This window comes from Hydrogenophaga sp. UC242_50, assembly GCF_042697355.1.
Lineage (GTDB): Bacteria > Pseudomonadota > Gammaproteobacteria > Burkholderiales > Burkholderiaceae_C > Hydrogenophaga.
Genome location: NZ_CP170553.1, coordinates 598,970 through 625,951, shown reverse-complemented (window position 1 = coordinate 625,951; position 26,982 = coordinate 598,970). Strand labels below are relative to the sequence as shown.

Below are 26,982 nucleotides of genomic sequence, written 5' to 3'. Positions count from 1 at the left end.
CACAGCCAGAGACTTGAGCGATGTCTCGTTCATCGGCCAGCGCTCCCCCAACCCTCATTTCGGCCCGAGAGGCCCTGGCCCTGAACATGATCCGGCTGCGCGCCGAGCGGGGCTGGTCCCAGGAAGACCTGGCCCATGAGGCCGGGTTGCACCGCACGTTCATCGGCCACGTGGAACGGCAGGCGCGCAACATTTCACTGGACAACGTGGAGCGCATTGCCCACGTGTTCGGCCTGCAGGCGCATCAGTTGCTGGCGCCGGTGGCCAGGCCCAGGAACCCGGGTTCCTAGGCCTTCGCATCGAGCGATCAGACGTTCATGATCGCCACGGCGCGCGAGTTCAGGTAGGCCTCCATGGCCTCGGGACCGCCTTCGGAGCCGTAGCCCGAATCCTTGATGCCGCCGAACGGCATTTCCGCCGAGGGCATCGCGGGCATGTTGACCCACAGCATGCCCACTTCCACCCGGCGCGCGAGCAGGTCGGCGTTTTTCAGCGAGCGCGTGAAGGCGTAGCCGGCCAGGCCGTAGGGCAGGCGGTTGGCTTCGGCGATGGCTTCGTCCAGGGTGTTGAAGCTGCGCACGGCGGCCATGGGGCCGAAGGGCTCGTCGTTGAACACGCGGGCTTCGAGTGGCACGTCGGTGAGGATGGTGGGCCGCCAGAAGTTGCCTTCGTCGCCGATGCGCTCGCCGCCGGTGGCCAGCGTGGCGCCGCGCTCCACGGCGTCCTTGGTGAACTCGGCCATGGCCGTGACGCGGCGCGGGTTGGCCAGCGGGCCCATCTGCGTGCCCTCGGCCGTGCCGTCGCCCACCGCGAGGCCGGCCGCGTGTTTGACAAGCGCGGCCGAGAACTCCTTGGCGATGCTCTCGTGCACCAGGAAACGCGTGGGCGAGATGCAGACCTGGCCCGCGTTGCGGAACTTGGCGCCGCCCGCGGTCTTCACGGCCAGGGCCACGTCGGCGTCTTCCGCCACGATCACCGGTGCGTGCCCGCCCAGCTCCATGGTCACGCGCTTCATGTGCTGGCCGGCCATGGCCGCGAGTTGCTTGCCCACCGGCGTGGAGCCGGTGAAGGTGATCTTGCGGATGACCGGGTGCGCGATCAGGTAGCTGGAGATCTCGGACGGCGTGCCGTAGACCAGGCCGAGCACGCCCGCGGGCAGGCCGGCGTCGGCGAAGGCGCGCACCAGTTCGGCCGGCGCGGCCGGGGTTTCTTCGGGCGCCTTGACGATCATGGAGCAGCCCGTGGCCAGCGCCGCCGCGAGCTTGCGCACGACCTGGTTGATGGGGAAGTTCCAGGGCGTGAACGCGGCCACCGGGCCGACCGGGTCTTTCAGCACCATCTGGCGCAGGGCCAGGTTGCCGCGCGAGGGCACGATGCGGCCGTAGACGCGCAGGCCTTCGTCGGCGAACCACTCCAGGATGTCGGCGGCGGCCATGGCCTCGCCCTTGGCCTCGGCCAGCGGCTTGCCCTGCTCCTGCGTGAGCAGGCGGGCGATGGCGCCGGCGCGCTCGCGCATCAGGCCGGCGGCCGCGCGCATCACCTTGGCGCGCTCGATGGCCGGCGTGTCGCGCCAGGTTTCGAAGCCCTTCTGCGCGGCGGCCAGGGCCAGGTCCAGATCGGCCTGGCGCGCGTGCGCCACGCGCCCGATTTCCTTGCCGGTCGCCGGGTTGAACACGGCCAGCGTCTCGCCCGCTTGGGCATCGCGCCAATGGCCTTGGATGAAGAGTTGGGTGTTGGGGTACGTCAAGGAAGTCTCCTGAAGCGGTGAAAGCGGCGGTGAAAGCGGAACCTTAACAGCAGTCGAATGGCCGCGCGGGCACGGTGGCATGCGGGAAATCTCGAGCCTTATCGCGTGCGCTTGTCCGCGATAATTCCCGGGCCGCTTCCTGCGGTGATCACGACATGACACTTCAGCAGCTGCGAACTTTCCTGGCCATTGTCGAGTTTGGCAGTTTTCGCAGAGCCGCGCGAGAGCTCGACGTGTCCCAGGCGGGCTTGACCACCAGCATCCAGGCGCTTGAAAACGAGCTGAAGCTGCGGCTGATCGTGCGATCGACCCATGGGATCACCTTGACGGCGGAGGGCCGGCAGATCTACGAGCGCGCGCAGATCGTCGATCGCGAGTCGCGCCAGATCCTCAGCGACGCCGATCGCCTGCGTGGCAAGAGCGGCGGTCACCTCAGCATTGGCCTGGGCCCCACGCCGACCGCGACCCTGTTGCACCACGTGGTGCCGGACTTCCACAAGCGTTTCCCCGACGTGCGGCTGAACCTGACCAGCGGGGTGTACGAGCACCTGGAGTCCGCCTTGCAACAGGGCAAGGTGGAACTCGCGATCACGGCGGTGCCTGGCGAAGGCGTGTCACCGAACCTGACGAGCGTGGAGCTGTTCCGCAGCGATCTGGCCGTGATCGCCCGGGAAGACCACCCGCTGGCGGGCGCCGATTCCATCCGCGAGCTGCTCGAGACCGAATGGGTGCTGCTGGGCTCGCCGGGCGGCCCGGGTGGCACGGTGACGCAGTACCACATCGAGCACGGGTTGCCGGCGCCCCTCATCGCGGCCACGTGCGAGTCCCTGACCCAGCTGGCGGCCCTGGTGCGCGGCACCGACTGGATGGCCGTCATCCCGGCCGTGATGATCGACCGCGGTCTCATGGGCGACGGACTCGCGACCCTCAAGCTGCGGGAGGCGGTGCCGCGCTATGTCAACAGCGTGGTCTACCGCCGCGAGCCCCCGCTCTCGCCAGCGGCCCAGGCCTTCGTCGCCATGTGCCGCTCGTGCGCGCGCGCGCTGGCCCTGGGGGTCAGGCCCTGAGCCTTTCCGCCCGGGTCAGAAGACGTGGCGCATGCCGATCTGGACCCCGCGGACGTCCGCGCCCGCGGCCGGGCTGCCGCCCGCGTCGGCGCGGCTGGGCCACAGGCCGAACGCGGCCGCACCGTCGTTGCGCTGGTGGGCGACGCTCACGTACACCGAGGTGCGCCGGGACAGGGGTTGCAGGTACTGCACCGCCCACAGGCGCGCGTCCGAGCCGGCGGCGTCGTCGACGTTGCGCACCTGGTAGGTGGCGTTGATTTCACCCGGCCCCACCGGCACCTTGACGCCGACGGAGCCGCCGCGCATGCCGAACGAGCCATCGACATCGGATTTGGTGAGATAGCCGTACAGCTTCGCCACCCGGAAGTCGTAGCTCGCGCCCAGGCTGACCGTGTCGGTGGAGACCGAGGCCCGCCCGGGCTGGCCCGCCGAGGCGCCGGTGGTGTTCAGGCGGTCGTAGACGGCGCCGACGTACAGCGCGCCCTGGGCGTATTCCAGGGCATAGCTGGCGGGATGGCCAAACGGTGAGGCGCCCTCGTTGGTCGCCACCATCACGCGGCCCACGAAGCCGCCGACGGTGGGCGAGGTGTACTGGATCGCGTTGTTGTATTGAACCGGATAGCCCAGGTTGCCCGCCGCCCCCCCGCGCTGGAACAGCGTCTGCATGGCACCCATGCTCGAGCGCTGGAACGGGTCGATGCGCAGCGACATCGCGATGCTGGGCGTGAACTGGCTGCCCAGGGCCAGGCTGCCCAGCGTGGCGTGGCGCAGGCCCACCACGGTTTCGCGGTTGAAGGCCTGCGTGGGGCTGGACAAGGTGCCGGTGTCGGCGTTGAAGCCCTGCTCCAGCTTGAAGAAGGCCTGATGCCCACCGCCCAGATCCTCCGTGCCGCGCACGCCCCAGCGCGAGGTGTCGCTGGACAGCAGCGTGTGGCGGCGGGCGGCCGTCAAGGCCGTGCCGAACATGCGCACGGCGTTGACGGACGCGTCCAGGCGCCCATACAGCTGGACCGATGACGTGCCGCCCGGGGCCTGGGCGAACGCGAGGGGCGGCACGAGCAGGCACGCGCCGATCACACTCTTCTTCTTCATGTTGTCTCCTTCCGTGGGAAGCGCTCGGGGCGAGCGCGAATGGCAGCGCCTGGCGGCGCCGCCGGTTACAGATCCAGCACGACCTCCGCATCCGCCTCGGCGGCGCGGGAGCAGCACAGCACCATCCTGGTTTTCCGTTGTTCCTTGCTCAGCACGAAGTCGCGATGGTCCACCTCGCCTTCGATGTAGGGAACGGCGCACACACCGCACAGGCCGTCGCTGCACTTGACGTCCACCTGCAGCCCGCAGGCGGCGAGCGCCTGCACCGCCGATTGCTCGGCGGTCACGGGAATGGTCCTGGCGGAGCGCGCCAGGCGCAGCACGAAGGGGTGGCGCGCGCGCGCGGGGGCCTCGGGGACCGAGAAGTACTCCCGGTGCAGGCTCTCCTCGGGCCAGCCGAATCCGCTGGCGGTGTCGAACACCGCGTCCATGAAGGCCGAGGGGCCGCAGGTGTACAGGTGGCTGTCCGGCACCGGATCGCGCAGCACGTCCGCGATGTCGAGCCGGCGTTCGTCGCTGAAGTGGAAGTGCACCCGGCTGGCCCAGGGCATGGCCTCGAGTTCCGGAATGAACGCGGCCTGGGCCCGTGTCCTGGACTTGTAGTAGAGGTCGAAGTCGGCGCCCATCGCGTGCAGCTCGTGCGCCATCGCGATCAGCGGGGTGACGCCGATGCCGCCGGCCATGAGCACGTGCCGCCGGGCCGAGGGCACGATGGGGAAGTGGTTGCGCGGCCGCGAGATCACCACCGGCGTGTCCTGCCGCAGCATCTGGTGGATCTTGAGCGAGCCCCCCCGGCCCTGGTCCTCGCGCAGGATGCCCAGCAGGTAGTGCCCGCGCTCGGCGGGGTTGCCCGCCAGGCTGAACTGCCGGATGTACTCCGGCGTGACGGTGACGTCGACGTGGGCGCCGGCCGCCCAGGCGGGCAGGGGCTGGCCGTCTTTCGACACGATCTCGAACAGGTCGATCTTGCCGTCGGCCGAGCTCTGCCAGCGGCGGCCGATGCGCGCGACGATCACGGGCGGCGCCTCGACCAGCGGGCGCAGGGGCGGAACGAGGTTGTCGGTGTCGCCGTCCTTGATGCGCTGCTGGTGTTGCTGGGGGCTGAGCAGCTGCCGGTACGCCTCGATGCCGGCCTCGCGGTCCAGGGGACTGGGCATCGGCAGGGGCAGGGGGGCCAGCGGCGCGGGGTAGGCCGCCAGCGTCTGGTCTTCGTGCTTCAACCGGATGTGCTTGTTCAGGCCGCGCGTGTTGACCTCCTGGGCCTGCACGATCCGGCCGGTGCCATCGTTCGTGATGTCCCACCACCACTTTTTCCTGGCGTTGATGCCACCCCGTCCGAGGGCATCGTCCAGCCGCGCGAGCCATTGGGCCGCGACCGGCATGTGGATGGCCGCCCACCGGAAGGGTTTCTCCTGCACCAGCCCGGGCAGGTTCCAGGGGCAGGCCTTCATGCAGCGGCCGCACATGGCGCCGCCCAGGTTGGTCATCCGGTAGCGCGTGCATTTCTCGACGTCGGCTTTCCAGATCTCGTAGCCGTTGAACATCACCTTCGGACCCGCCGAGATCGCGCCCGATGGGCACTCGCGCGCGCACTTGTTGCAGGAGTCGCAGAAGTTCTGCAGGCCGAAGTCGATGGGTTTGTCGGGCTGGACCGGAAAGTCCGTGGTCATGACGCCGGTCTTGCTGCGCGGGCCCAGGAACGGGTTGAGGATCGTCTCGCCGATCCGGCTGACCTCGCCCAGGCCGGCCAGCAGCACCAGCGGGGTCTGGATGACGTCGCTGTCGGCCGCCGAATGGGCCGTGGCGCTGAAGCCGAGGTTGCGCAGGTGGTCGCCGAGGACCCCGCACACCAGGCCCGCGCGCATGTAGGTGCGCATCGATTGGGCGCTGGAGATCCAGTCGTCGCCCGAGGCGCCTTCCATGGTTTCGTAGCCCTGGTCGATCATCACGGTGGCCGCGAAGGGGTGGGCCACCGGCATTTCGGTGCCGTCCTGCCGGTGCGAGTACCAGACCCACGCCGGCGCGCGGGAAAGGCCCGCCAGGTCCGCGCCGAGGAAGTGCAGCGTCGCCTTCACCAGGTCCGCGTTGTGCGCCGGATCGCTGTAGGGGGCCTGCTCGGCCGCCGGCTCGCCCCGCTGCAGCACCGAGTACACGTTCAGCGCCAGGCGCAGCGCCGCGGCCAGGGGCGCCTTGGCGACCGAATAACCGTCCTTGGACATGTCCTGCGTGGTCTTGCCCAGGTCGCCGAACGCGGCCCGCAGGAAGAACTCGCTGCTCTTGGGCACGCGCGGGATGCGGGCTTCGTCGATGTAGGTGGTGGTCTCGTCGACCCGCTTGAGCGTCTCGACCGGGTAGCGGCTGTCCCGGTAGTGGCGGCCCTGGAAGTCGATCGCATTGGAGGCGTTCTTCGGGCTCGCCGAGCCGATCCACCAGCTCGGGCCCTGGGCATGGAAGCGTTCGGCGAGCGAGGGTGGCGCCAGGGCCTGGTCGGGCTCGAGCGCCAGGTTGGTGGTGACCACGGCCAGGCCGAAACGGTCGCCGATGAAGGGGTTGACGACGGTGTCGCCTTCCCGCCGCGCCAACCCGCTGGACACCGCCAGGCGCAGGAGGTTCACGTTGGTGGTGGTGGCGGTGTGGCTGCGTGCTTCGTAGCCGAGGATGCGCAGGTAGTCTGCCAGGACCGCCGCCGTCTCGGCCGCGCGCAGCGCGGCGCGCCAGGCCTGCATGCCGACGATCCAGTCCGAACCGGGCTCGTCCTTCGAGGGGTCGCGGGGGTGCTCGACCATCAGGACCAGCGCGTGCGTGTGGTGCTCGATGCCCGACTCGCACAAGGCCATCGAACGCTTCATCTGGCGCAGCACGGCGTTGGGGTTGAAGCGCAGCCGCAGCTTGGTTTCCGACTGCTCGTAGGTCGCGGTGCGGAAGTCCGGGTGTTCCACCGGTTGCGCCAGCAGATCACCGGCATCCAGACGGCACACGCCCGCGATCGAGGTGTCCAGAAAGTAGGCGGCGGACTTGAGGTGTTCGGCCCGCTCGCGCGGGCTCGAGGGAATCTCCGCCTCGGTCGGGTTGCGGTCGCCTTCGCGCACCTGGTCGAGCGCGCACATGAAGCGGCTGATGGAGGACGCGAGCGTGGAACGGGGCCCGGGTTCGCGCGGTGGGCGCAGCACGCCGGTCTCGCGAATGTGGTCCAGGTCGGGCGCGGCGGCCCGGCGGCTCAGCCGCTCGCTGGGGTAGGCGCCCAGGTGCACGGGCCGTTCGTCATGGGAGAAGAGGCGCATGGCGGTTTACTCTTTGATGCCGCGGGCTTTGACGATGGCGCCGTAGCGCTCGCTGTCGCGCCGGATCTGCGCCCCGAAGTCCGCGGGGGTCATGGGCGTGGCTTCCGCGCCCAGGGCGCGGATCTGTTGCGCCACCGCTGCCGAGGCCAGCAGCTTGTTGATCTCGGCGTTCATCCGGGCCACGATCGCCGCGGAGGTGCCGGCGGGGGCGTAGACGCCGTGCGTGGTGCCCGCGTCGAAGCCCGCCAGGCCCTGCTCCTGGATGGTGGGCGTGGCCGGGAACAGCGGTGAGCGTTTGGTGGTGCCGACCGCCAGCAGGTGAAGCCGGCCCGCGCGGATGTGTTCGAGCGCGATGCCGGGGTCGAAGGCGAACTGCACGACACCGCCCAGCAGGTCCTGCAGCGCGGGCGACGAGCCCCGGTAGGGCACGTGCTCGGCCCGGATGCCGGCCTGCTCCTTGAGCATCTCGGCCGCCACGTGCGGCGCGCTGCCGTTGCCCGGGGTCGCGTAGGACAGCTTGCCGGGGTGGGCCTTGGCGTAGGCCAGGAAGCCCTGGAAGTCGTTGAAGCCCAGGCGCGCATCCGACACCAGGAACAGTTCGATCCGGGCCGCCGCGGCCACCGGCATCAGGTCCTTGTCCGGCTGGATCGGCAGGCGCGGCAGGGTGTGCACGGAAATCGACATCGCGCTGCCGGACGTCACCAGGAAGGTGTAGCCGTCGTTGGGCGCGCGCGCGACGGCCTCGGCGGCGATCATGCCGGTCACGCCCGATTTGTTCTCCACCACCACGGGTTGGCGCAGCGCCTCCGTCAGCCCCGGCACCAGGGCCCGCGCGATCACATCCGGGGAACTGCCGGGCGGAAAGCCGACGATCAGGCGGATCGGTTTGCTTGGCCAGTCGGCGGGCGTGTTGGCGCTGGCGGCATGGGCGCCCGGGAGCAGCGCGGCGCAGACCGCCAGGCGGCCGATCCAGGTCGAGAGTCGAGAGCGGTGTGGCCGTGGGGATGTCGTTGTCATGTTGTCTCCTGGTGGGGTGAGGGGGCGCGATCCGATGCGTGGCCGGATCGTCAGGTGGTGGTGTGAAGCGGGGGGTCCACGTCCTCGAGCACGAGCAGCCCGTAGGCCGTGTTCGACGCCGGGACGTGATAGAAGCGGTGCACCACGTCGACCTCGGCTTGCAGGGCCCCGCGCATGACGAGCCACATCACGCACTCCAGGCCTTCCGAGCCGGCTTCGCGCAGGAGTTCGAGGTGGTCCTTTTGAGCGACCTGCTCGGGCGCGGCGACAAAATCGTCCAGCCAGGCGTTGTCGAATTCGGCGTTGATCAGGCCGGCCCGTTCGCCCTGCAGCTGGTGCGAGAGGCCGCCGGTGCCGATCACGGCCACGCGCACGTCGGCGGGGTAGGCCTCGATGGCTTTGCGGATCGCCTGGCCCAGCTTCAGGCAGCGCCGGCCCGTGGGAGGCGGGTACTGGATGACGTTCACGCACAGCGGGATCACCTGGCAGGGCCAGGACGTCGGCTGGCCGAACAGCACGGAGAGCGGCACCGTCAGGCCGTGGTCCACCGTCATTTCGGAAACCACCGTGATGTCGAACTCGTCCAGGATCAGCGATTCGGCCAGGTGCCAGGACAGTTCGGGCGCACCCTGGACCACCGGCACCGGACGGGGGCCGTAGCCCTCGTCGTGCGGCTGGTAGCGCTCGGCCACCCCCAGCGCGAACGTGGGCGTGAGCGCCAGGGAAAAGCAGGACGCGTGGTCGTTGTAGACGACGATGCAGACGTCCGGCTTCGCGCGCGCGATCCAGTCCCTGGCCGCCTGCATGCCGTCGAACACCGGCTTCCAGTACGGCTCCTGCGTCTTGCCGCCATCGACCGCGGCGCCGATCGCGGGCACGTGCGAGGTGCCCACGCCACCAATCACCTTAGCCATGGGCCGCCTCCCGGTTCTGTTGCCGGCTGCGAAGGCCCGCGACCGCGCGGCCGCCGCCCACCATCATTCGCCGGAAGTCCTCGACCGTCGTCGGCGTGGCCGACATGGCGGCCCCGACGTGCTGCATGCTCAGGCCGTCGAAGATGGCCAGCTTGAAGGTGTAGTAGATGTTGCCGCCCAGGCGCAGCAGGGCCAGCCAGTCGCGCTGGAGCACGGCCTCGCGCTGGGCCTCTGTCATCGGGTAGCGGGCCAGGCAGCCCTGCGGGTCGGCGCGGAAGGCGTCGCGGTGGTCCGCGATGTCCAGCGATTTGCAGAACATGTTGAGCCCGTAGCCCATGCGCTGATGGGTGCCGTCGAACACGTAGGTGCCCGGGATGTCGTGGTAGTCGCGTGTCTGGGGTGTCATCAGGTGTGTTCCAAAGGGAGGCCGGCGTACTGTTCGGCAAGGGCCACTTGCGCGCTGGGAGAGGACTTCAGGAAATCCAGCTCGTACTCCTGCGCGCGCTGGTCGAAGGCGGTCGAGGAGGGGAAGCGGTGCAGCAGGTTGGTCAGGTACCAGGAGGTGCGCACGGAGTGCCACACGCGCCGCAGCGCCGTCTCGCTGTAGCTGGCCAGCAGGTCCGGGCTGCCGGTGCGGTAGCGGTGATCGAGCGCGCGGCTCAGGTAGTGCACGTCCGAGAAGGCGAGGTTGAGGCCCTTGGCGCCCGTGGGCGGCACGATGTGCGCCGCGTCGCCGGCGAGGAAGAGCCGGCCGTAACTCATGGGCTCGGCCACGTAGCTGCGCAGCGGCGCGATGGACTTCTCGATCGAAGGCCCCTCCACGATCGAGGCGGCCATGCTGGCCGGAAAACGCGCCTTGAGTTCGGACCAGAAGCGCGCGTCCGGCCAGTCCTCGATGTTGGTGTCCAGCGGCACCTGGATGTAGTAGCGGCTCAGCGTCGGGCTGCGCATGGACGCGAGCGCGAAACCGCGCGGGTGGTTGGCGTACACGATGTCCGGCAACGGGGGTTGCGGCGTGAGGATGCCCAGCCAGCCGAACGGGTAGATCTTCTCGAACTCCTTCAGCACGTCGGCCGGGATCGCGCGGCGGGACACGCCATGGAAGCCATCGCAGCCGGCGATGTAGTCGCACTCGATGGTGACGCGGCGGCCATCGAGCTGCAGGCTGACGCTGGGCGCATCGGTGTCGACACCGTGCAGCGCGACCTCGCCCGCGTTGAAGATCACGCGGGCGTTGCGCCGGTCGGCCGCCGCGAACAGGTCTTCCTGGATGCTGGTCTGGCCGTAGGCGACGAAGCGCTTGCCCACGTGCTTGTGCACGTCGATGAAGAACTCGCTGCGGCCGGCCCACACGATCTTCATGCCGTCGTGCGCATGGCCTTCCTGGTCCATGCGCGCCGAGAGGCCGTACTGGCGCAGCATGTCCACGGTGGTCTGCTCCAGCACGCCGGCGCGGATGCGCGCCTGGACGTAGTCGCGGCTCTGGCGTTCCACGACGACGCTGTCGATGCCGTGGTGGTGAAGGATTTCCGAAAGCAGCATGCCCGCCGGGCCTGCCCCGACGATGGCGACTTGGGTTTTCATGGTGATGTGCAAAAAGGCGCTGGTTGAGTGGGGCGGATCGTAGGAAGACCCTCCGTCCGCAACAAGTCAGCGCGGTGCTATAGCGATCGCTTCGAGCGATCACCTGAAACGCGCACGCGGAACCACAATGCCGGCATGAGCAGAAGCAGAGCGGCCGTGCGGGCCATGAAGCAACAGGCCGCGTGCGCCGGGGCGAATCCACAGCGCGCGCAGGAGGCCCTGATGGCGCTGCTGGAGCGCAGCATCCGCTTTCGCCATCGGAGGTTGGCGGTGTTGCGCCTGTGCGATGCCATGGAGTCCGGTGCACCGGTGCCCGAGGCGCAGTGGCGCTACTGCCTCGAGGCCATGCCGTGGGACGACCTCGCGTTGCGGGCGCGGCTGGAACGGGCCGCCCGCCGCCGGACGGCCGACCCCTCCTGGATTGTTCAATCTTCCTGATGAGTTGTTCAAAATCTTCCGCTTGATGCAGGGACGGGCTGGGGCTGTAATTCCCGCTCGGAACCGTTCTTGGCATGGGTCGGGCAAGAGATCTCGTGCGTGGACACCGCCATTTCAATGCCCTCAGGAGACCTCACATGCCCATGTCCGACGACGACCGGAAAAAACTGTCCCACCGCCTCTACACCGCCATGGTCCTTCCGTTGAAGGACGACGAGATCGACGAGCCCGGGCTGCGCCGGCTGGTGCGCTACTACGCGGACCACCGCTTCGCTCAGGTCGGCGGCCTGATCGCGAACCCCGAAGCGGGCGAGGTCTCGTACCTGAGCCGCGAGGAGAAGCGCCGCGTGCTGGAGATCGTGATGGAGGAAGCCCGCGGCCGGCTGCCGGTGCTGGCCGGCACCTTCGGCTGGACGACCAAGGACGCCGTGCAGGCGGCGCAGGACGCCAAGGAATTCGGCGTGGACGGCATCTTCGTCATCCCGCCCGCCGGTTCCATGGACGTGTCGGTGGCCTGGGACGCGGCCCGCTACCCCGAGGTGTGGCTGGACCAGATCCGCCTGCAGCAGGAGGCGGTGGACCTGCCCATCTTCGCGCACCCGATCTCCAACGCCACACCGCAGTGGGGGCTGGGCCTGCCGCTGGAGGCCACGCTGGCGATCTGCCGCGCCGTGCCCAATGTGATGGGCTGGAAGATGACCTATTCGCCCCAGGGCGCCCGGGTGATCGCCCGCGCGCTGCGTGAGCACCTGCCCAACGTGGCGGTCCTGCCGTCCAGTGCCCACCTCTTCCACGACTACCTGGCCTCCGGCTGGCAGTTCGACGGCGCCATCAGCGGCTCCTTCAACTACGCGATGGAGCCCATGCTGGCGCACATCGAGGCCTTCGAGCGCCTCGATCTGAAGGCCGCGCGCGAGATCTGGAACGGCGGCATGGCGCAGCTGCACGAATACGTGTATTCGGAGCCGGGCCGACTGCACGTGCGCTACAAGATCGCCACCTGGCTGCGCGGCCTGATCGATTCGCCCCTGATGCGCGCGCCCATGCCGCGCCCCCGCCCCGAAGAGATTCGCACGCTGGCCCGGCTGATGTCCGCCTGCGGCCTGGACGTGGTGCGCAGCGAAGCCGAACAATCCATCTGACCCGAGGGCCCTCACCATGAACCCCAACCGTCGCACCGTGTTGATCTCCGCGGCCGGCATGGCCGCCGCGCTGGCGATGCCCGCGCACGCGCAGGCGCCTTTCCCGAACCGGCCCATCCGCCTGGTCGTGCCTTTCCCGCCGGGGGGCTCGACCGACGTCGCGGCCCGCACGATCGCCGAGCGCATGGCGCAGGACCTGGGGCAACCCGTCATCGTCGACAACCGCCCCGGCGCCGGCACCACCATCGGGGCGGCCAACGTCGCGGCCGCCGCGCCCGATCGCCACACGCTCTACATCACCGGCACCATCAGCCACGCGTCGGCCGCCGCGCTGTACAACAAGCTGAGCTACGACCCGGTGAAGTCGTTCACGGCGGTGGGCTTCGTCACCGAGTCGCCCTTCATCCTGGCCGTCAACAGCGCGGCGCGCGAACACACGGTGCAGGAGCTGATCCAGGCCGCGCGCGCCCAGCCCGGCGAGATCACGTACGCCTCCAGCGGCAACGGCGCGGCGCCCCACCTCTCGGCCGAGTTGCTGGCCCGTTCGGCCGGCGTCAAATTCCTGCACGTGCCCTACAAAGGCGTGGGCCCGGCCCTCACCGCCTTGCTGTCCAACGAAGTGCGTTTCACCGTGGCCGACGCCGGCGCCGTGCCGCACATCGCCGGTGGCCGCCTGCGCGCGCTGTCGGTGCTCAGCGCCAACCCCTCCCCCATGCTGCCCGGCGTGCCCGGGCTGGCCTCGTCGGGCATCAAGGACGTGGACATCTCCAGCAACCTCGGCCTGCTTGCGCCGGCCGGCACGCCCACCGACGTGCTGGACAAGCTCCACGCCAGCCTGAACCGCTCGCTCGCCCAGGAGGGCATCAAGGCCAAGCTGGCCGGCCTGGGGCAGCTGGTCGCCCCGCGTTCGCGCGATGAGTTCATGCGCACGCTGGTGAACGACGTGCAGCGCTACGCCAGCGTGGTGAAGGAAGCGGGCATTCGGATCGACTAGGGGCTTCCGACGGGTCGTTGAAAGAGCGTCCGCCATGGGATGCCACGGTGACAGACGTGGTCAGGGATCGCACGTGTTGCCCTCGGGCAATCGACCGGCGCTGCCCGAGACAGCGCGGTTGTAGGCAAGGTATTGCTTGGCGCGCAGCTTGGTGTTGGCGGTGATGGCTTCGATCTTGCTGCTCAAGTCATAGCCCTGTTGGTAGTCAGGCATGAAAGATAGTCGCAAGCATTTCACACTGGCCATTGACACATCGCCCAGCCTGTCCAGTTCGGCCTTGTTGTTCTGGTCCACCAGCAACTCGGCTTGCCGCACACGGGCGGCCTGTTGCGCTGCTTTCTTTTGCACATCCGTGATGGGCAGGGCCGCGATCCAGGCATCGATGTCATCGCGGATGCCGTTGTTGTCGCCATCGGGCCCTCGAAGATCGCTGGAGCGGTCCAGTTGGGGCAGTTGGCCGCTGTCTTCCAGGGCCTTGATCTGTTCGGCCAGGGTGGGCGATGCCGGGGCGGGTGAACCGGGGGGCGGCGTGCCGCCCGGCGCGTTGCTGGACGTGGTGTTACCGCCGCAGGCCGGCAGCCAAGCGACCAGCAACAGCGAAAACATTGAAATGAGAAAACGATGATGGTTCATGGTGCGTGGGTGGGTCAGTGGATGAGCGTGTCCAGCGACTGGACGATCAAGCCCCGGGTGCGGGCGTAGGCCGCGCGCGCCGTGTCGAGGTAGGTAGGCTCGAAGCCATGGCCCGTCGCGTCCCTGAGGCGCGGGGGAATGGTGATGTTGGCGGGCGGCACGCTGTTGGCACCGGTGAGGCGCAAACCGTTGATGACCAGGTCGATGCTGGCGAGCACATAGTCGCCTCGCAGCGTGGGCGAAGCTGGAGCGACATGCACCACCTGGGCCGCGACGTTCGGACGCGCAGCCCGGATGGCATCGTGGGCGTTGTTGACGAAGAGGTTGCCTTGCGAGTGGGCCACCAGCAGCAGGCTGGCGCCCTCGTCGGCATAGCGCAGCAGCCGTTCAAGGTGGGCGGCCCGGTTTTCGTAGGTGGGGGACTGGGTGAACAGCGTGAGCAGCTTGAGCGTGCTGGCTGTCAGCTGGTTGAGGGCGGCGCTGGCGGTGGCGTCCAGCCACTGCAACAAGGCGTTTCCCCCGGTGCCCAGCAGGTGGAGCAGGCGCCCGGTGGTCGAGGTGTCGTGCTGATGGCGCCCGGTCAGAATGTCCCAGAAGGTTTCCCAGCGGTCGGCGAACACGCCGCCCAGTTCCCGGCTGCGCTGCTCGAACACCTCGGCCACGTCTTCAAGGCACGAGGGTTTGCCCATCACACCTTCCCCGCAAGCGGTCTGGTTGTAGAACCAGTCGTACTTGAGTGGCGCTTCATTGTGCTGAGAGCCGAATTCGACTTCGAGCCGGTCAATGCTTTTCTGTGCTGCCTCTCTCGTATTCGCCACCCCGTTGAAGAACCCGATCACCACTTCCTTTCGCGACTTCACCGTCCACCACCCCGAGTTGCTGCAGTCGGTGCAGGTGGCGGTGAAGGTGATGGGGGTGTTGGAGCGTTGCTTGGGCACGTACTGCAGCAGCAGACGGCCGTTGCTGTCGGTTCGCCAGTGGTTGCATCCCGCCCCACACAGCAGGCCGCCATGCTGGCCGTTGTCGGAAAGCTGAACCTTGACGGGGTGCTGGGTGATCGGCCTGCCGTCGAGCGATACCTGGGCCGTGAGATCGATGGGCGTGAGTTCCTTGTCGACGGTGTCGTGGGTGCCAACCAGCGTCACGGTGTAGGGCATGTAGGTGGGTGTCACGCAGGCTGCGTAGGCGTTGGGGTCATCGCTCTGCTTGCACACCCCCTTGGCATCGCAGAGGGTGTTGAGCGCCCGCAGTTCCCGCACTTCCACCCGGTAGCTATAAGGCTCGGGAACGTTGTAAAGCACCCCTGATGAAGTGGACCCGCCCCAGTACTCACAGCGGGTGTACTGCCCACGGGCCGGAGGATCACATCGGAGTGGGATGGCGCCGAAGCTCGCATAGAGGAATTCGGCCATGGAGGGATCCCCTCGGTAGGCGCGATAACCATCAAAGAACTCGTGCTGCAGTTTTTGCTGCGGCGTCAGCGCCCACTCGGCGGGGAAGGAGACATCGCCCCACGAGTACAGGGAGAAGCATGTGGCTTCGGCGTTGGCCCGAAGGTGCGTGGTGGCCCCGAGGAACAGCAATACCCATAACCAAAAACGAAGTCCCTTTTGCATATGCATCCTTGATTTTGAATTCCTTCTTCCTATTTTTCAAAACCAAAAATCAATGTAAATACCTCATTTTTGGGGTTCTGAGTGTCGCAACACCCGGCGGTACTGCACCGCCTCCGCCACGTGCGCGGTGGCGACCGCTTCCGCGCCCGAGAGGTCGGCGATGGTGCGCGCCACGCGCAGGGCGCGGTGCGTGCTGCGCGCGCTCCAGCCCAGGCGCGCGGCGGCGGTGTGCAGGAACTTCAGCGCGGCCGGTTCGGCGTTCACGTGCGCGTCCAGCGCCTGCCCGGCCAGGGTCTGGTTGGTGCTGCCCTGGCGGGCCTGTGCGCGCTGGCGCGCGAGGTGCACGCGCTCACGCACGGTGGCGCTGGGCTCGCCGGCCGCGCCGTGCAGCAGGTCGTCCGGCGGCAGCGCGGGCACCTCCACATGCAGGTCGATGCGGTCGAGCAGCGGGCCGCTGAGCTTGCCCTGGTAACGCGCGATCTGGTCGGGCGTGTCGCGACAGGCGCGCGTGGGGTGGCCCAGAAAACCGCAGGGGCAGGGGTTCATCGCGCCGATGAGCTGGAAGCGCGCCGGGAACTCGCTCTGCATGGCCGCGCGCGAGATGCGGATGTGGCCGCTCTCCAGCGGCTCGCGCAGGGCCTCCAGCGCCGAGCGTGGAAATTCCGGCAGCTCGTCGAGGAACAGCACGCCCTGGTGCGCCATGGAGATCTCGCCCGGCCGCGGCGGCGAGCCGCCCCCCACCAGGGCCACGGCGCTGGCGCTGTGGTGGGGCGCGCAGGTCGGGCGCTGGCCCCAGCGCTCCAGGCTGAAGCGCCCGGCCAGCGAGGCCACGGCGGCGGACTCCAGCGCCTCCAGCGTGCCCATGGGCGGCAGCAGGCCGGCAAAACGCTGGGCCAGCATGGACTTGCCCGAGCCCGGCGGGCCGACCAGCAACAGGCTGTGGCCGCCGGCCGCGGCGATCTCCAGCGCGCGCTTGGCGGCCACCTGGCCCTTGACGTCGATCAGGTCGGGGTAGCGGGGCAGGGCGGCGCGCGCGGTGGGCGCCAGGCGGGCCCAGCCGGCCTCGTCGGGTGGCGGCGGTGGCGCCGTGTCGGACTCGCGCTCGGGCAGGAAGCGCGCGACCACATCGAGCAGGTGGCGCGCGCGGTAGACCTGCGCCTGCGGCACCAGCGCCGCTTCCTCGGCGCTGCCCGGCGGCAGCACCAGGCGGGTCGGGCGCTCGGTGTCCTGCCGGTGCACGGCCAGGCTCATGGCCAGCGCGCCGCGCACCGGCCGCAGCTCACCACCGAGCGAGAGCTCGCCCGCGAACTCCCAGCCGGCCAGCCGCGCCGCGTCGATCTGCCCGCTGGCGGCGAGGATGCCCAGGGCGATCGGCAGATCGAAGCGGCCGGAGTCCTTGGGCAGGTCGGCCGGCGCCAGGTTCACGGTGATGCGCTTGTTCGACGGGAACTCCAGCCCCGCGTTGGCGATGGCCGAGCGCACGCGCTCGCGCGCTTCCTTCACGCCGGTGTCGGCCAGGCCGACCAGCGTGAAACTGGGCAGGCCGTTGGCGAGGTGGACCTCGACGCAGACCGGGCGGGCTTCCAGGCCGAGCAGCGCGCGGCTGTGCACCAATGACAGACTCATGTGTGGTTTCTCCCTGTTTCGGTGCGCGCCCAGGCCACCCGCTGGGGCAAAAGGCGCCCCGTGGGCCGCACCCAATTGGTGCGCACAGCTTTGGTGTGGCCGTGGGCGATCGGGGCGGCGGTGGCGCCTGAAAAATCCGGGCGCGCGGCCCAACTGTAGGTGGCCGCCAGGACCCGAACCCGGGGGGGTACGCGGGCGGGGGCCGTTGGCACGGTCCATGCTTGGGGGTGTAAGCGATTGAATCCGGGCCGTGGAGTTCCATGGTCCCTCCGCAAACCGCGGTGTCGGCCCTCCGGTCTGAGCACCCTTCCGTTCTAGAAGAGGAATCACAGCATGAAAATGGTTTCAGCCATCATCAAGCCGTTCAAGCTGGACGAAGTGCGCGAAGCACTTTCCGGCATGGGCGTGCAAGGCATCACCGTCACCGAAGTCAAGGGCTTCGGCCGCCAGAAGGGCCACACCGAGCTGTACCGCGGCGCGGAGTACGTGGTCGACTTTCTGCCCAAGGTCAAGATCGAGGCCGCCGTGTCCGACGAGCTCGTCGAGCGCGTGATCGAAGCCATCGAAGGTGCCGCGCGCACCGGCAAGATCGGCGACGGCAAGATTTTCGTCACTTCCCTGGAACAGGTGGTGCGCATCCGGACCGGCGAGACCGGCAAGGAAGCGCTCTGATCGCCGCCCCCTGAACAAGAAAGATCACGGACATGAAAAAACTCATCGCAACCCTGTTCCTGGGCATGGGCCTGGCCTTCGGTGGCCTGAACGCCATGGCGCAGACCGCCGCGCCCGCGGAGGCCCCCGCGGCCGCCGCCCCTGCCGAAGCGGCGCCGGCCGCGGCCCCCGCTGCGGCTGAAGCAGCCCCCGCTGCCGCCGCCGAAGCCGCGCCGGCCGCTGCCGCGCCCGCGCTGGACACCGGCGACACCGCCTGGATGCTGACCTCCACCATGCTGGTCATCCTGATGACCATCCCGGGCCTGGCCCTGTTCTACGGCGGCCTGGCCCGTTCGAAGAACATGCTGTCGGTGCTGATGCACGTGTTCGTCATCTTCTCGCTGATCACCATCCTCTGGTGCGTCTACGGCTACAGCCTGACCTTCGTGGGCGAAGGCAAGTTCGTGGGCGGCTTCGACAAGGTCTTCCTCAAGGGCATCACGGCCGACACGCTCTCGGGCCTGCTGCCGACGATCCCCGAGTTCGTCTTCGTGGCCTTCCAGTCGACCTTCGCGGCCATCACCTGCGCGCTGATCGTGGGCTCGTTCGCCGAGCGCATCAAGTTCTCGGCCGTGCTGCTGTTCTCCGTGATCTGGTTCACCTTCAGCTACATCCCGATGGCCCACATGGTCTGGGGCGGTGGTCTGCTGGGCGCCGACGGCGCGCTGGACTTCGCTGGCGGCACCGTGGTGCACATCAACGCCGGTATCGCCGGTCTGGTGGGTGCCTACGTGGTGGGCAAGCGCATCGGCTACGGCAAGGAAGCGCTCACCCCGCACAGCCTGACGCTGACCATGGTCGGTGCCTCGCTGCTGTGGGTCGGCTGGTTCGGCTTCAACGCCGGCTCGGCGGGTGCCGCCAACGGCGTGGCCGGTCTGGCCTTCATCAACACCATCCTCGCCACCGGCGCGGCCACGCTGTCCTGGATCGCGGGTGAAGCGCTGCACAAGGGCAAGGGCTCCATGCTGGGTGCCGCTTCGGGTGCCGTCGCCGGCCTGGTGGCGGTCACGCCGGCCGCTGGCTTCATCGGCCCGATGGGCTCCATCGCCCTCGGTCTGATCGCCGGCCTGGTCTGCCTGTGGGGCGTGGGTGGTCTCAAGAAGATGCTGGGTGCCGACGACGCGTTCGACGTGTTCGGCGTGCACGGTGTCGGCGGCATCGTCGGCGCCATCCTGACGGCGGTGTTCGCCGCCTCCAGCCTGGGCGGCGTCAAGGCCGACGACTACGCCATCGGCGCCCAGCTCTGGGTGCAGATCAAGAGCGTGCTTGTGACCATCGTCTGGTCCGGCGTGGTGTCGTTCGTGGCCTACAAGATCGTGGACATGATGGTCGGCCTGCGCGTCAGCGAAGAAGCCGAGCGCGAAGGCCTGGACATCACCTCGCACGGCGAGACGGCCTACAACCGCTGAGTTCTCCTGGGATCGATCTCCCCCTGGTGGGAGGTCCAGCCCGCGAGCCGACAGGCCCGCGGGCTTTTTTCATGCCGGGGCTCGGCGGCGGGCGACGTCCCTCAGGTACAGCAGCAGCAGGCGCACCAGTTCCGAGCGGACCGCCGTCGACGCCAGCTCGCCGCGGCGGATGGCGTTGTGGATGACGCCATCCAGCGCGTCGGACACGAGGGTGCCCGCGAGCGCGTCCGCGGCCGCCGCGGTCGCCTGGCCGCGGTAGTGGGCGACGGCGCTGGCGTGGCAGCCCAGGTAGGTTTTTTCGAAGGCGCTGTGCGGGTCGCGCAGGCCTTCGGCGGCCAGGACCTCGTCGAGCAGGACCTGGTGCAGGCCAGGGTTCCCGGCGTGCACCGCGATCATGTCGTCGACGAGTGCTTCGACGTACCGCCTCAGGCTTTTCCCGGCGGCCGGCTTTTGCACCGCCGACAGGCAATCGTCCAGGTGCTGGCGGCGGATCGCGTCGATCAGCGCGTGCTTGTCGGGAAAGTACTGGTAGAGCGATCCGATGCTCACGCCGGCGGCCTCCGCGACCGCGTTGGTCGTGAACCCCGCCCAGCCGCGCTGGCCCAGAATGCGAGCCCCTGCCTGGACGATCGCGTCCACCGTCGTGCGCGAGCGGGCCTGGCGAGGTTGTTTGCGCATGGGCGCGGACGCGGCGGGAATGCGAGTAGACATGCGGCCTCCCAGGTCAGAGGATGTGAGCCATTGACTCACATTCTGAAGGAGATGGGCCATGAGCTCTCTGGCATCGCTGCAAAGCCTGTTCCGCTACCAGGCCTGGGCGCACGGCGAACTCGTCGACGCACTCCAAGGGCTCGATGCCGGGGGCCACGCCCCGGCGCGGCACGACGCGCTGCGGCTGCTCAACCACGTCCTGACCGTCAACCGGATCTTCATGGCCCACCTGACCGGGCAGCCGCACGGCTTCACGGCGGACAACACGCCCGACACGCCGACGCTGGCGGCCCTGGGGAAGGCCCTGCGCAACGCGGACCGCTGGTACCTGGACCACCTGCGCGACCTGACCCCCGAGGCGCTGGCCGAGCCCTGGCCTTTCGCCTTCACCGATGGAGACCGAGGGTGCATGACGCGCGAGGAAATGCTGCTGCACGTGATCGTGCACGGCAGCTACCACCGGGGCGAGGTGGGGCGCCTGCTTCGCCAGGCCGGCGCGCCACTGCCCTGGGACACCTTCGCGGTCCACCTGCATGGCCGCGAGCCTCAGCGGCGGGCCGCACCGGCGGGGGTCTCTAGTCGAGCCGGATGCCAGCCTGCCGGACCACCTTGCCCCACTTGTCGTACTCGCTGCGCACGAAGCGCGACAGCTCCTCGGGCGTGCTGCCGGCGGGCTCGGCGCCCAGCGCGCTCAGGCGCTGCAGCAGGGCCGGGTCTTTCAGCGCGCTCACCACCTCGGCCTGCAGCCGCTGCACGATGGCCGGCGGCGTGCCGGCCGGCGCGAACAGGCCGTACCAGGCGCTGACCTCGTAGCCGGGCACGCCGGACTCGGCGATGGTGGGCACCTCGGGGAAGGCGGACGAACGCCGCGCGTTGCGCCACCGCGATCGGGCGCAGCTTGCCGGCGCGGATGTGCGGCTCCACCGTGGCCAGGTCGAAGGTCATGTTCACCTGACCGGCCACCACGTCGGTCACGCCCTGCACCACGCCCTTGTAGGGCACGTGCACGATGTCCACGTTCGCCATCGTCTTGAGCAACTCGCCCGCGAGGTGCTGCGAGGCCCCCCGCGCCGCCGGAGGCGTAGGTCAGCTTGCCGGGGTTGGCGCGCGCATAGGCCAGCAGCGAGCGCATGTCGGTGGCCGGCACGGCCGGGTTGGTCACCAGCATCAGCGTGCCGCTGGCCACCAGGCTGATGGGCGTGAAGTCCTTGAGCGTGTCGTAGGGCATGCGCGAGAACAGGTGGGCGTTCACCGCGTTGGTGCCGATCGAGCCCATCAGCAGCGTCAGGCCGTCGGGCTTGCTCTTGGCCACGGTGTCGGCGCCGATGTTGCCGCTGGCCCCGGGCTTGTTCTCCACCACGAAGGGCTGGCCCAGGCGCGGGCTGGCGTGCTGCGCGATCGCGCGCGCCAGGATGTCGGTCAGGCCACCGGCCTGGAACGGCACCACGATGCGCACGGGAGCGCTGGGGTAGTCGCTCGCGCCGTGCGCGGTGAGGCCGCAGGCGGCCAGCAGCAGGGCGGTGATGGTTTTTTTCATGGTGTGTCTCCTCATTGTGGTGGGGGAAATCGGGATCAGTGCGTGCCGTCCAGGATGGCGCCGTCGGCCTGCAGGCGCGAGCGCAGCGCCTGCACGGGCAAGGTGGCGAAGTCGGCAACACCGGCGCCGCTGTCGAGCAGCAGGGCCGCGGCGGTGCCCGCGGCCTGGCCCATGGCCAGGCAGGGGCCCATCACGCGCGCCGAGCCGTTGGCGCCGCGGTCCGAGGAAAAGATGCGCCCGGCCGCCACCACGTTGCGCACGCCCTGCGGCAGCAGGCAGCCCCAGGGAATGTCGTAGGAACCCCCATCGCGCACCGGAATGCGGATCTGCCCGGTGCCCGACTGGTGGATGTCCACGTGGTGCGAGCCCTTGGCGATGCCGTCGTCGCGCTTGCGCGCGCTCAGCACGTCGTCTTCCGACAGGCTGTCGTGGCCGACGATGCGGCGCGTCTCGCGCACGCCCACGCGGGTGGCGATGCCGCTGAAACCGGCCTGCTCGAAGCCCGGCACATGGCGCTGCATGAACGCGCTGCATTGCCAGACCTGGTCGGACAGCGTTGGCCAGCGTGGCGCTGAGGGCCTGCGTGCGGGTGCCGTCGATGCCGCCCACGCGCGTGCTGTTGAGGCAGACCTCGCCGCGCTGGCGCGAGGTGGGCTGGACCATGATGAGCGCCGTGGGGTAGAGCTCGCCGCGTTCGATCGCGCCCGCCACCAGCGGGCCATCGCCCTTGAGGAACACCGTGGGCTCGCCCTGGGCCTGCGCGGCCTGCGCCAGGGCCTGGTCGGTGCGGCCCTGGCGGATCGCCTCGCTCTCGCCCAGCGCGAAGTGCTCGGGGTGCGCGTGCAGGAACTCGAGCAGCGGCGCGGTGCGCACGCCGGCCATGCGGAACATCATGGAGACCGGCTGCATCTCGCCCTGGCTGCCGCCGTGCAGCGCCTGGCCGCCCGCGGCGCGCACGATGTCGGCGTCGCCCGAGCAGTCGATGAACAGCGGCGCGCGGATCTCGGTCAGGCCCTCCTTGTTGCGCACCTGCAGCGCGTGCACCGTGCCGCCGTCGCGCACCACGCCGGTGGCGGTGGTGTGCAGCAGCAGCTGCACACCGGCGCGCGCCAGGCAGCGCGCCACCGCGAGCTTCATCACCTCCGGGTCCAGGCACACGTACCAGATCAGCCGCCAGTCGTTGAGCGGCCCGATGTAGCCGCCCAGGCGCTCGCACTCGGCCAGCAGCTCGCGGCCCGTGCCGCCCAGGATCCATTCGCCGCGCGCGTTGAGCGCGCCGTCGATCGCCATGCCGCTGACCAGCTCGCCGCCGGGCAGGGCGCCGGCCTCCACCAGCGTGACGCGCGCGCCGCCGCGCGCCGCGGCCAGGGCCGCCGCCACGCCCGCCGCGCCGGCGCCCAGCACCACCACATCGCTGTCCATCGCCTGGCGCGTGACCGCGAAATCCTCGAATGTCTGCATCGTGTCCCACTTTCCGTTGGTGTGCCGATCCCGTGATCGGCCCTGGGGAAATTATTCCGAGCGCGGTCGATGGCAGGGGCATGGGTGCGCCCGGTTTTTCCGTATAGTGGACAAAATGTCTTCCGCCATTTCTTCGCCCGATGGGGCCCGCAGCCTGCACCGCGCCATCGGCCTGCTGCGCCTGCTGTCCATGCGCACCGCCACCGGCTGGCGGCTGAGCGACCTCGCGCAGGAGGCCGGGCTGGAACATTCGACCGTGCACCGCATGCTGGCCTGCCTGCTCGACGAGGGGCTGGCCGTGCGGGTGCCGGGCACGCGGCGCTACTCGCTGGGGCCGCTGGCCCACGAGTTCGGCGTGGCCGCCGCGCCGCACTTCGCGATCGAACGCCTGGCCGCGCCCGGGCTCGCGCGGCTGGCCGCCGAAACGCGCGACATCGTGTTCCTGAACGTGCGCAGCGGCGCCGAGTCGGTGTGCGTGGCGCGCTTCGAGGGCCGCAAGGCACTCAAGGCCTACACCGTGGACGTGGGCACGCGCCGCCCATTGAGCCTCTCGGCCGGTGGGGTCGCCATGCTGATCGCGTTGCCCCGCGCCGAGCAGACGCGGCTGGAAGCGCAGAACCTGCAGGCCATCGTGCGCCGGGGCGAGGCGCGCCAGACGGCGGTGCGGCGCATGGTGCAGCGCTCGCGCCGGCTCGGTTATGGCTTCAACCAGGAGGACATCATCCCGGGCATCGCCGCCCTGGGCGTGGCGATCCGCAGCCCGTCGGGGGCGCCGGTGGCCTCGCTGAGCCTGGCCGCGACCGGGGCCGACCTGGCGGCCCGCCAGCCGCGCCTGCTGACCTTGCTGCGTGCCGAGGCCGAGCGCATCGCCGCGCAGCTGGCGCCGCTGCGATACCCCCCCTGATATCGCCTGCCGGCCGCGCCTATGATGCGCGCCCGACACCCACATTCAGGAGGAGTCCCATGTTCCGTGCACCACCGCGCCTTGTCGCCCTCGTTCTGTTCGCCAGCCTGGGCCTGAGCAGCCTGCCGGGGCAGGCCGCCAGCGGCGGTCAGCGAAAAGCGCCGTCCAAGGTCACGTTCCACAAGGCGCCGTCGGAAGAAGCGCCGGCCGCGCGCGACAAGCGCCTCAAGCGCGAGTGCCAGGGCCGGCCCAACGCCGGCATGTGCATGGGCTACACCCGTTAGGGCACGCCGCGATTGCATCGCGGCGTGCAGAAAATTCAAAGCCGGAAAGAGGTCGGGCGACTACCATCGTCGCCATGTCTTTCCCGCCCCACGAGACCCCCGGCGAACTGATCGACCGGGTCCGCGCCGCCGCGGCCGCGCACGCACCCCTGCACATCGCCGGAGGCCGCACCAAGGCCTTCTACGGCGAGGCCGTCGCGGGTGACACCCTGTCCACCACCGGCTGGTCGGGCATCGTCAGCTACGAGCCGACCGAGCTGGTGGTCACGGTGCGCGCGGGCACGCCACTGGCCGAGCTGGAGGCGGTGCTGGCCGAGCGCGGCCAGTGTTTCCCGTTCGAACCACCGCACTTCGGCCCTGGCGGCACTGTGGGCGGCATGGTCGCCGCGGGCCTGGCCGGCCCGGCGCGCGCCAGCGCCGGCGCGGTGCGCGACTACGTGCTCGGCGCGCGCTTCATCAACGGGCGCGGCGAGCTGCTCACCTTCGGTGGCCAGGTCATGAAGAACGTGGCCGGCTACGACGTGAGCCGCGTGCTCGCGGGCTCCCTGGGCACGCTGGGCGTGATCACCGAGGTCAGCCTCAAGGTGCTGCCGGTGGCGCCGGCCGAGGCCACGCTCGTGTTTGCACTCGGCCAGCACGAGGCGCTGGAGCAAGTGCACCGCTGGGGCGGCCAGCCACTGCCGGTCAACGCCAGCCGCTGGACCGCGGACCGCCTCACCGTGCGCCTGCGCGGTGCCGTCGCGGCGGTGGAGGCCGCCTGCGAGCGCCTGGCGCGCGAGGCCGGCGGCACCCGCCTGGACCCCGCGCAGGCCGGCCGCGACTGGGCCGACGCCCGCGACCAGCGCCTGCCGTTCTTCGAGGCACCGGCGGCCGACCTGGGCCTGTGGCGCCTGTCGGTGCCGCAGACCGCGCCGGTGCTGGACCTGCCCTGGGCCCCGCTGATCGAATGGCAGGGCGCGCAGCGCTGGCTGTGGGCGCCCGCGGGCGCGGCCGGCCAGATCCGCGCGGCCACCGCGGCCGTGAACGGCCACGCCACGCTGTTCCGCGCCGGGGCCGACGGCGCGCCCGGCGTGCCGCGCTTCCACCCGGCGGCCACCGCCATCCAGACCATCACGCAACGCCTGCGCGCCGAGTTCGACCCGGCGGGCATCTTCACCCCGGGCCGCATGGGCTGACCGGAACCGAGCGACCATGCAAACCCAGCTCTCTCCCGAATACCAGCAGCGCGCCGACGGCCGCGCGGCCGAGGCCATCCTGCGCAAGTGCGTGCACTGCGGCTTCTGCACCGCCACCTGCCCCACCTACCAGCTGCTCGGCGACGAACTCGACGGCCCACGCGGGCGCATCTACCTGATGAAGCAGGTGCTCGAAGGCGCCGAGCCCACGCGCAAGACCCAGCTGCACCTGGACCGCTGCCTCACCTGCCGCAACTGCGAAAGCACCTGCCCGAGCGGGGTGGACTACGGCCACCTGGTCGACATCGGCCGCCAGATCGTGGACGAAAAGGTGCCGCGCCCGATGGGTGAAAAGGCCGTGCGCTGGTTGCTCAAGGAGGGCCTGACCTCGCCGCTGTTCGCGCCGGCCATGAAGCTCGGCCAGATGGTGCGACCGTTGCTGCCCGGCCTGCTCAAGGACAAGGTGCCCGCGCCGCGCGCGGCCGGCGCCTTGCCCACGCGCACGCACGCGCGCCGCGTGCTCCTGCTCGCGGGCTGCGTGCAGCCGGCGATGATGCCCAGCATCCACGCCGCCACGGTGCGCGTGCTCGACGCCGCCGGCATCCAGGGGGTGCTCGCGCCCGAGGCCGGGTGCTGTGGCGCGGTGAAGTTCCACCTGAACGACCAGGACGGCGGGCGCGCCCAGATGCGCGCCAACATCGACGCGTGGTGGCCGCTGATCGAAGGCGGCGTCGAGGCCATCGTGATGAACGCCTCGGGCTGTGGTGTGACGGTGAAGGCGTACGGGCACATCCTTCAGGGCGACCCGGCCTATGCGGCCAAGGCCGCGCGCGTGAGCGAACTCACGCGCGACCTGAGCGAGCTGCTGCCCGCGCTGGTGCCGGTGCTGCGGCCCTTGTTGAAGCAGGCGCCGGACGCGGCGCGCGTGGTGGCCTTCCACCCGCCCTGCACGCTGCAGCACGGCCAGCAACTCAAGGGCGGTGTGGAGCAGCACCTGGGTGCCTTGGGTTTCACGGTGCAGGTGGCGAACAACGAGGCGCATCTGTGCTGCGGTTCGGCCGGCACCTACTCGGTGCTCAACCCCGAGATCGCGCACACCCTGCGCGACCGCAAGCTCGGCCACCTGGATGAGCTGCGGCCGGCGGTGATCGCCAGCGCCAACATCGGTTGCATCACGCACCTGCAGAGCGGCACGGCCACGCCGGTGCGGCACTGGGTCGAGGTGCTAGACGAGGCTTTGGGGTTCTGAGTTTTCCGCTCCACCGGGTTGACGAGGTCGGGTGGTCCGGGCAGGCTGGCGCCGGCCGCTCGCGGGCGTCTGCCCGGGCCCACCGCCACCCTTTCGTCAACACCGGGTGGGCGCGCACCCTCTGTGGCAACCGCGAATGGGGCCGGCGCCCTCCTGCCCGGACCACCCGCCCCACGACAAAAGTAGGCGTGCCAAGCTGGGTGTGCCCACGCTTCTTGCAGGACAGTGGCGGCGTCCGAATGCGCAGGCCCCCATTCGCGGTTGCCACAGAGGGTGCGCGCCAACCGTGGTGTTGATGAAGTGACGTTTGCGTGCCCGGGCAGACGCCCGCGAGCAGGGCCGGAGCAGTCGGATCCCGCCACTGTCCTGACGCGAGGTCTCCCGCCAGGG

At 69.8% G+C, this 26,982-nt stretch carries 24 protein-coding genes and 4 pseudogenes; 12 read left to right on the top strand and 16 right to left on the bottom strand.

From position 1 onward, the window contains the following. The first annotated feature begins 20 nt into the window (after positions 1–20). Positions 21–290 carry a helix-turn-helix transcriptional regulator gene (locus ACFJGX_RS03240; RefSeq protein ID WP_382327727.1) on the top strand — a complete coding sequence of 90 codons (270 nt, stop codon included), beginning with the start codon at positions 21–23 and terminating at the stop codon, positions 288–290. A 17-nt stretch (positions 291–307) separates the two neighbouring features. On the opposite strand, the gene ACFJGX_RS03235 is transcribed toward ACFJGX_RS03240, so the two are convergent. Further along, on the bottom strand, positions 308–1,747 hold the full coding sequence (locus ACFJGX_RS03235; RefSeq protein WP_382327725.1) for an NAD-dependent succinate-semialdehyde dehydrogenase: 1,440 nt from the start codon (positions 1,745–1,747) through the stop codon (positions 308–310). Positions 1,748–1,902: 155 nt separating this feature from the next. Here ACFJGX_RS03235 and ACFJGX_RS03230 point away from each other — a divergent pair, with 155 nt between their 5' ends. Next, positions 1,903–2,814, top strand: coding sequence for a LysR family transcriptional regulator (locus ACFJGX_RS03230; RefSeq protein ID WP_382322731.1), 912 nt, complete (start codon positions 1,903–1,905; stop codon positions 2,812–2,814). A gap of 15 nt (positions 2,815–2,829) precedes the next feature. Here ACFJGX_RS03230 and ACFJGX_RS03225 read toward each other — a convergent pair whose 3' ends face one another. The 6 genes from ACFJGX_RS03225 to pobA form a co-directional block, all read right to left on the bottom strand. Then, positions 2,830–3,906: a porin gene (locus ACFJGX_RS03225; protein ID WP_382322732.1), complete on the bottom strand. Its 1,077-nt coding sequence runs from the start codon at positions 3,904–3,906 to the stop codon at positions 2,830–2,832. A gap of 65 nt (positions 3,907–3,971) precedes the next feature. Beyond that, positions 3,972–7,187, bottom strand: a complete 3,216-nt coding sequence (locus ACFJGX_RS03220; RefSeq protein ID WP_382327723.1) for a 4Fe-4S dicluster domain-containing protein — start codon at positions 7,185–7,187, stop codon at positions 3,972–3,974. Positions 7,188–7,193: 6 nt separating this feature from the next. Then, positions 7,194–8,204, bottom strand: a complete 1,011-nt coding sequence (locus tag ACFJGX_RS03215; RefSeq protein ID WP_382322734.1) for a Bug family tripartite tricarboxylate transporter substrate binding protein — start codon at positions 8,202–8,204, stop codon at positions 7,194–7,196. A gap of 50 nt (positions 8,205–8,254) precedes the next feature. Next, positions 8,255–9,118 (bottom strand): class III extradiol dioxygenase subunit beta, encoded by an 864-nt coding sequence (locus tag ACFJGX_RS03210; RefSeq protein ID WP_382322735.1) that lies wholly within the window; start codon positions 9,116–9,118, stop codon positions 8,255–8,257. Further along, positions 9,111–9,524 carry a protocatechuate 4,5-dioxygenase subunit alpha gene (gene ligA, locus ACFJGX_RS03205; protein ID WP_382163377.1) on the bottom strand — a complete coding sequence of 138 codons (414 nt, stop codon included), beginning with the start codon at positions 9,522–9,524 and terminating at the stop codon, positions 9,111–9,113. The genes ACFJGX_RS03210 and ligA overlap by 8 nt, the downstream gene beginning before the upstream one ends. Beyond that, complete coding sequence (pobA, locus tag ACFJGX_RS03200) at positions 9,524–10,702, bottom strand: 4-hydroxybenzoate 3-monooxygenase (RefSeq protein ID WP_382322736.1); 1,179 nt, start codon at positions 10,700–10,702, stop codon at positions 9,524–9,526. Before pobA ends, ligA begins: the two co-directional genes overlap by 1 nt. A 135-nt stretch (positions 10,703–10,837) precedes the next feature. Here pobA and ACFJGX_RS03195 point away from each other — a divergent pair, with 135 nt between their 5' ends. The 3 genes from ACFJGX_RS03195 (at position 10,838) to ACFJGX_RS03185 (ending at position 13,276) form a co-directional block, all read left to right on the top strand. After that, complete coding sequence (locus ACFJGX_RS03195) at positions 10,838–11,140, top strand: hypothetical protein (protein ID WP_382163373.1); 303 nt, start codon at positions 10,838–10,840, stop codon at positions 11,138–11,140. 137 nt (positions 11,141–11,277) lie between these two features. Next, a complete protein-coding gene (locus tag ACFJGX_RS03190; RefSeq protein WP_382322737.1) occupies positions 11,278–12,282 on the top strand; it encodes a dihydrodipicolinate synthase family protein in 1,005 nt (334 codons plus the stop codon). A 16-nt stretch (positions 12,283–12,298) separates the two neighbouring features. Next, positions 12,299–13,276 (top strand): Bug family tripartite tricarboxylate transporter substrate binding protein, encoded by a 978-nt coding sequence (locus ACFJGX_RS03185; protein ID WP_382327721.1) that lies wholly within the window; start codon positions 12,299–12,301, stop codon positions 13,274–13,276. Positions 13,277–13,336: 60 nt separating this feature from the next. Here ACFJGX_RS03185 and ACFJGX_RS03180 read toward each other — a convergent pair whose 3' ends face one another. The 3 genes from ACFJGX_RS03180 to ACFJGX_RS03170 all read right to left on the bottom strand — a co-directional run bounded on the left by ACFJGX_RS03180 (position 13,337) and on the right by ACFJGX_RS03170 (position 17,151). After that, positions 13,337–13,909 (bottom strand): hypothetical protein, encoded by a 573-nt coding sequence (locus ACFJGX_RS03180; RefSeq protein WP_382327719.1) that lies wholly within the window; start codon positions 13,907–13,909, stop codon positions 13,337–13,339. Between the two features lie 14 nt (positions 13,910–13,923). Next, on the bottom strand, positions 13,924–15,525 hold the full coding sequence (locus tag ACFJGX_RS03175; protein ID WP_382322740.1) for a hypothetical protein: 1,602 nt from the start codon (positions 15,523–15,525) through the stop codon (positions 13,924–13,926). Between the two features lie 63 nt (positions 15,526–15,588). Further along, complete coding sequence (locus ACFJGX_RS03170; RefSeq protein ID WP_382322741.1) at positions 15,589–17,151, bottom strand: YifB family Mg chelatase-like AAA ATPase; 1,563 nt, start codon at positions 17,149–17,151, stop codon at positions 15,589–15,591. Positions 17,152–17,484: 333 nt separating this feature from the next. Here ACFJGX_RS03170 and ACFJGX_RS03165 point away from each other — a divergent pair, with 333 nt between their 5' ends. Both ACFJGX_RS03165 and amt read left to right on the top strand, forming a co-directional pair. Then, entirely contained in the window at positions 17,485–17,823 is a 339-nt protein-coding gene (locus tag ACFJGX_RS03165; protein WP_291124926.1) for a P-II family nitrogen regulator, read from the top strand. A 32-nt stretch (positions 17,824–17,855) separates the two neighbouring features. Beyond that, positions 17,856–19,271 carry an ammonium transporter gene (amt, locus tag ACFJGX_RS03160; RefSeq protein ID WP_382163367.1) on the top strand — a complete coding sequence of 472 codons (1,416 nt, stop codon included), beginning with the start codon at positions 17,856–17,858 and terminating at the stop codon, positions 19,269–19,271. A gap of 69 nt (positions 19,272–19,340) precedes the next feature. Here amt and ACFJGX_RS03155 read toward each other — a convergent pair whose 3' ends face one another. Then, entirely contained in the window at positions 19,341–19,949 is a 609-nt protein-coding gene (locus ACFJGX_RS03155; protein WP_382322742.1) for a TetR/AcrR family transcriptional regulator, read from the bottom strand. Positions 19,950–20,040: 91 nt separating this feature from the next. Between ACFJGX_RS03155 and ACFJGX_RS03150 the strand changes: the two are divergent. Then, positions 20,041–20,460, top strand: a pseudogene (locus ACFJGX_RS03150) (DinB family protein); the annotation flags it as partial. A gap of 97 nt (positions 20,461–20,557) precedes the next feature. On the opposite strand, the gene ACFJGX_RS03145 reads toward ACFJGX_RS03150, so the two are convergent. The 5 genes and pseudogenes from ACFJGX_RS03145 to ACFJGX_RS03125 form a co-directional block, all read right to left on the bottom strand. Further along, entirely contained in the window at positions 20,558–20,803 is a 246-nt protein-coding gene (locus tag ACFJGX_RS03145) for a tripartite tricarboxylate transporter substrate-binding protein (protein ID WP_382322744.1), read from the bottom strand. A gap of 112 nt (positions 20,804–20,915) precedes the next feature. Continuing rightward, positions 20,916–21,008: pseudogene (locus ACFJGX_RS03140) on the bottom strand (hypothetical protein); the annotation flags it as partial. Between the two features lie 103 nt (positions 21,009–21,111). After that, positions 21,112–21,330, bottom strand: a pseudogene (locus ACFJGX_RS03135) (Bug family tripartite tricarboxylate transporter substrate binding protein); the annotation flags it as partial. A gap of 224 nt (positions 21,331–21,554) precedes the next feature. Next, positions 21,555–22,241 carry an FAD-dependent oxidoreductase gene (locus tag ACFJGX_RS03130; protein ID WP_382328594.1) on the bottom strand — a complete coding sequence of 229 codons (687 nt, stop codon included), beginning with the start codon at positions 22,239–22,241 and terminating at the stop codon, positions 21,555–21,557. 163 nt (positions 22,242–22,404) lie between these two features. After that, positions 22,405–22,941 (bottom strand): annotated as a pseudogene (locus ACFJGX_RS03125) (FAD-dependent oxidoreductase); the annotation flags it as partial. Between the two features lie 154 nt (positions 22,942–23,095). Between ACFJGX_RS03125 and ACFJGX_RS03120 the strand changes: the two are divergent. From ACFJGX_RS03120 to glcF, 4 genes are all read left to right on the top strand, one after another. Continuing rightward, a complete protein-coding gene (locus ACFJGX_RS03120; protein ID WP_382322745.1) occupies positions 23,096–23,884 on the top strand; it encodes an IclR family transcriptional regulator in 789 nt (262 codons plus the stop codon). 59 nt (positions 23,885–23,943) lie between these two features. After that, positions 23,944–24,168 carry a hypothetical protein gene (locus ACFJGX_RS03115; protein WP_382163356.1) on the top strand — a complete coding sequence of 75 codons (225 nt, stop codon included), beginning with the start codon at positions 23,944–23,946 and terminating at the stop codon, positions 24,166–24,168. A 74-nt stretch (positions 24,169–24,242) separates the two neighbouring features. Then, positions 24,243–25,343 (top strand): glycolate oxidase subunit GlcE, encoded by a 1,101-nt coding sequence (gene glcE / locus ACFJGX_RS03110; RefSeq protein WP_382322746.1) that lies wholly within the window; start codon positions 24,243–24,245, stop codon positions 25,341–25,343. A 16-nt stretch (positions 25,344–25,359) separates the two neighbouring features. Further along, positions 25,360–26,592: a glycolate oxidase subunit GlcF gene (gene glcF / locus ACFJGX_RS03105; RefSeq protein ID WP_382322747.1), complete on the top strand. Its 1,233-nt coding sequence runs from the start codon at positions 25,360–25,362 to the stop codon at positions 26,590–26,592. Positions 26,593–26,982 lie beyond the last annotated feature (390 nt).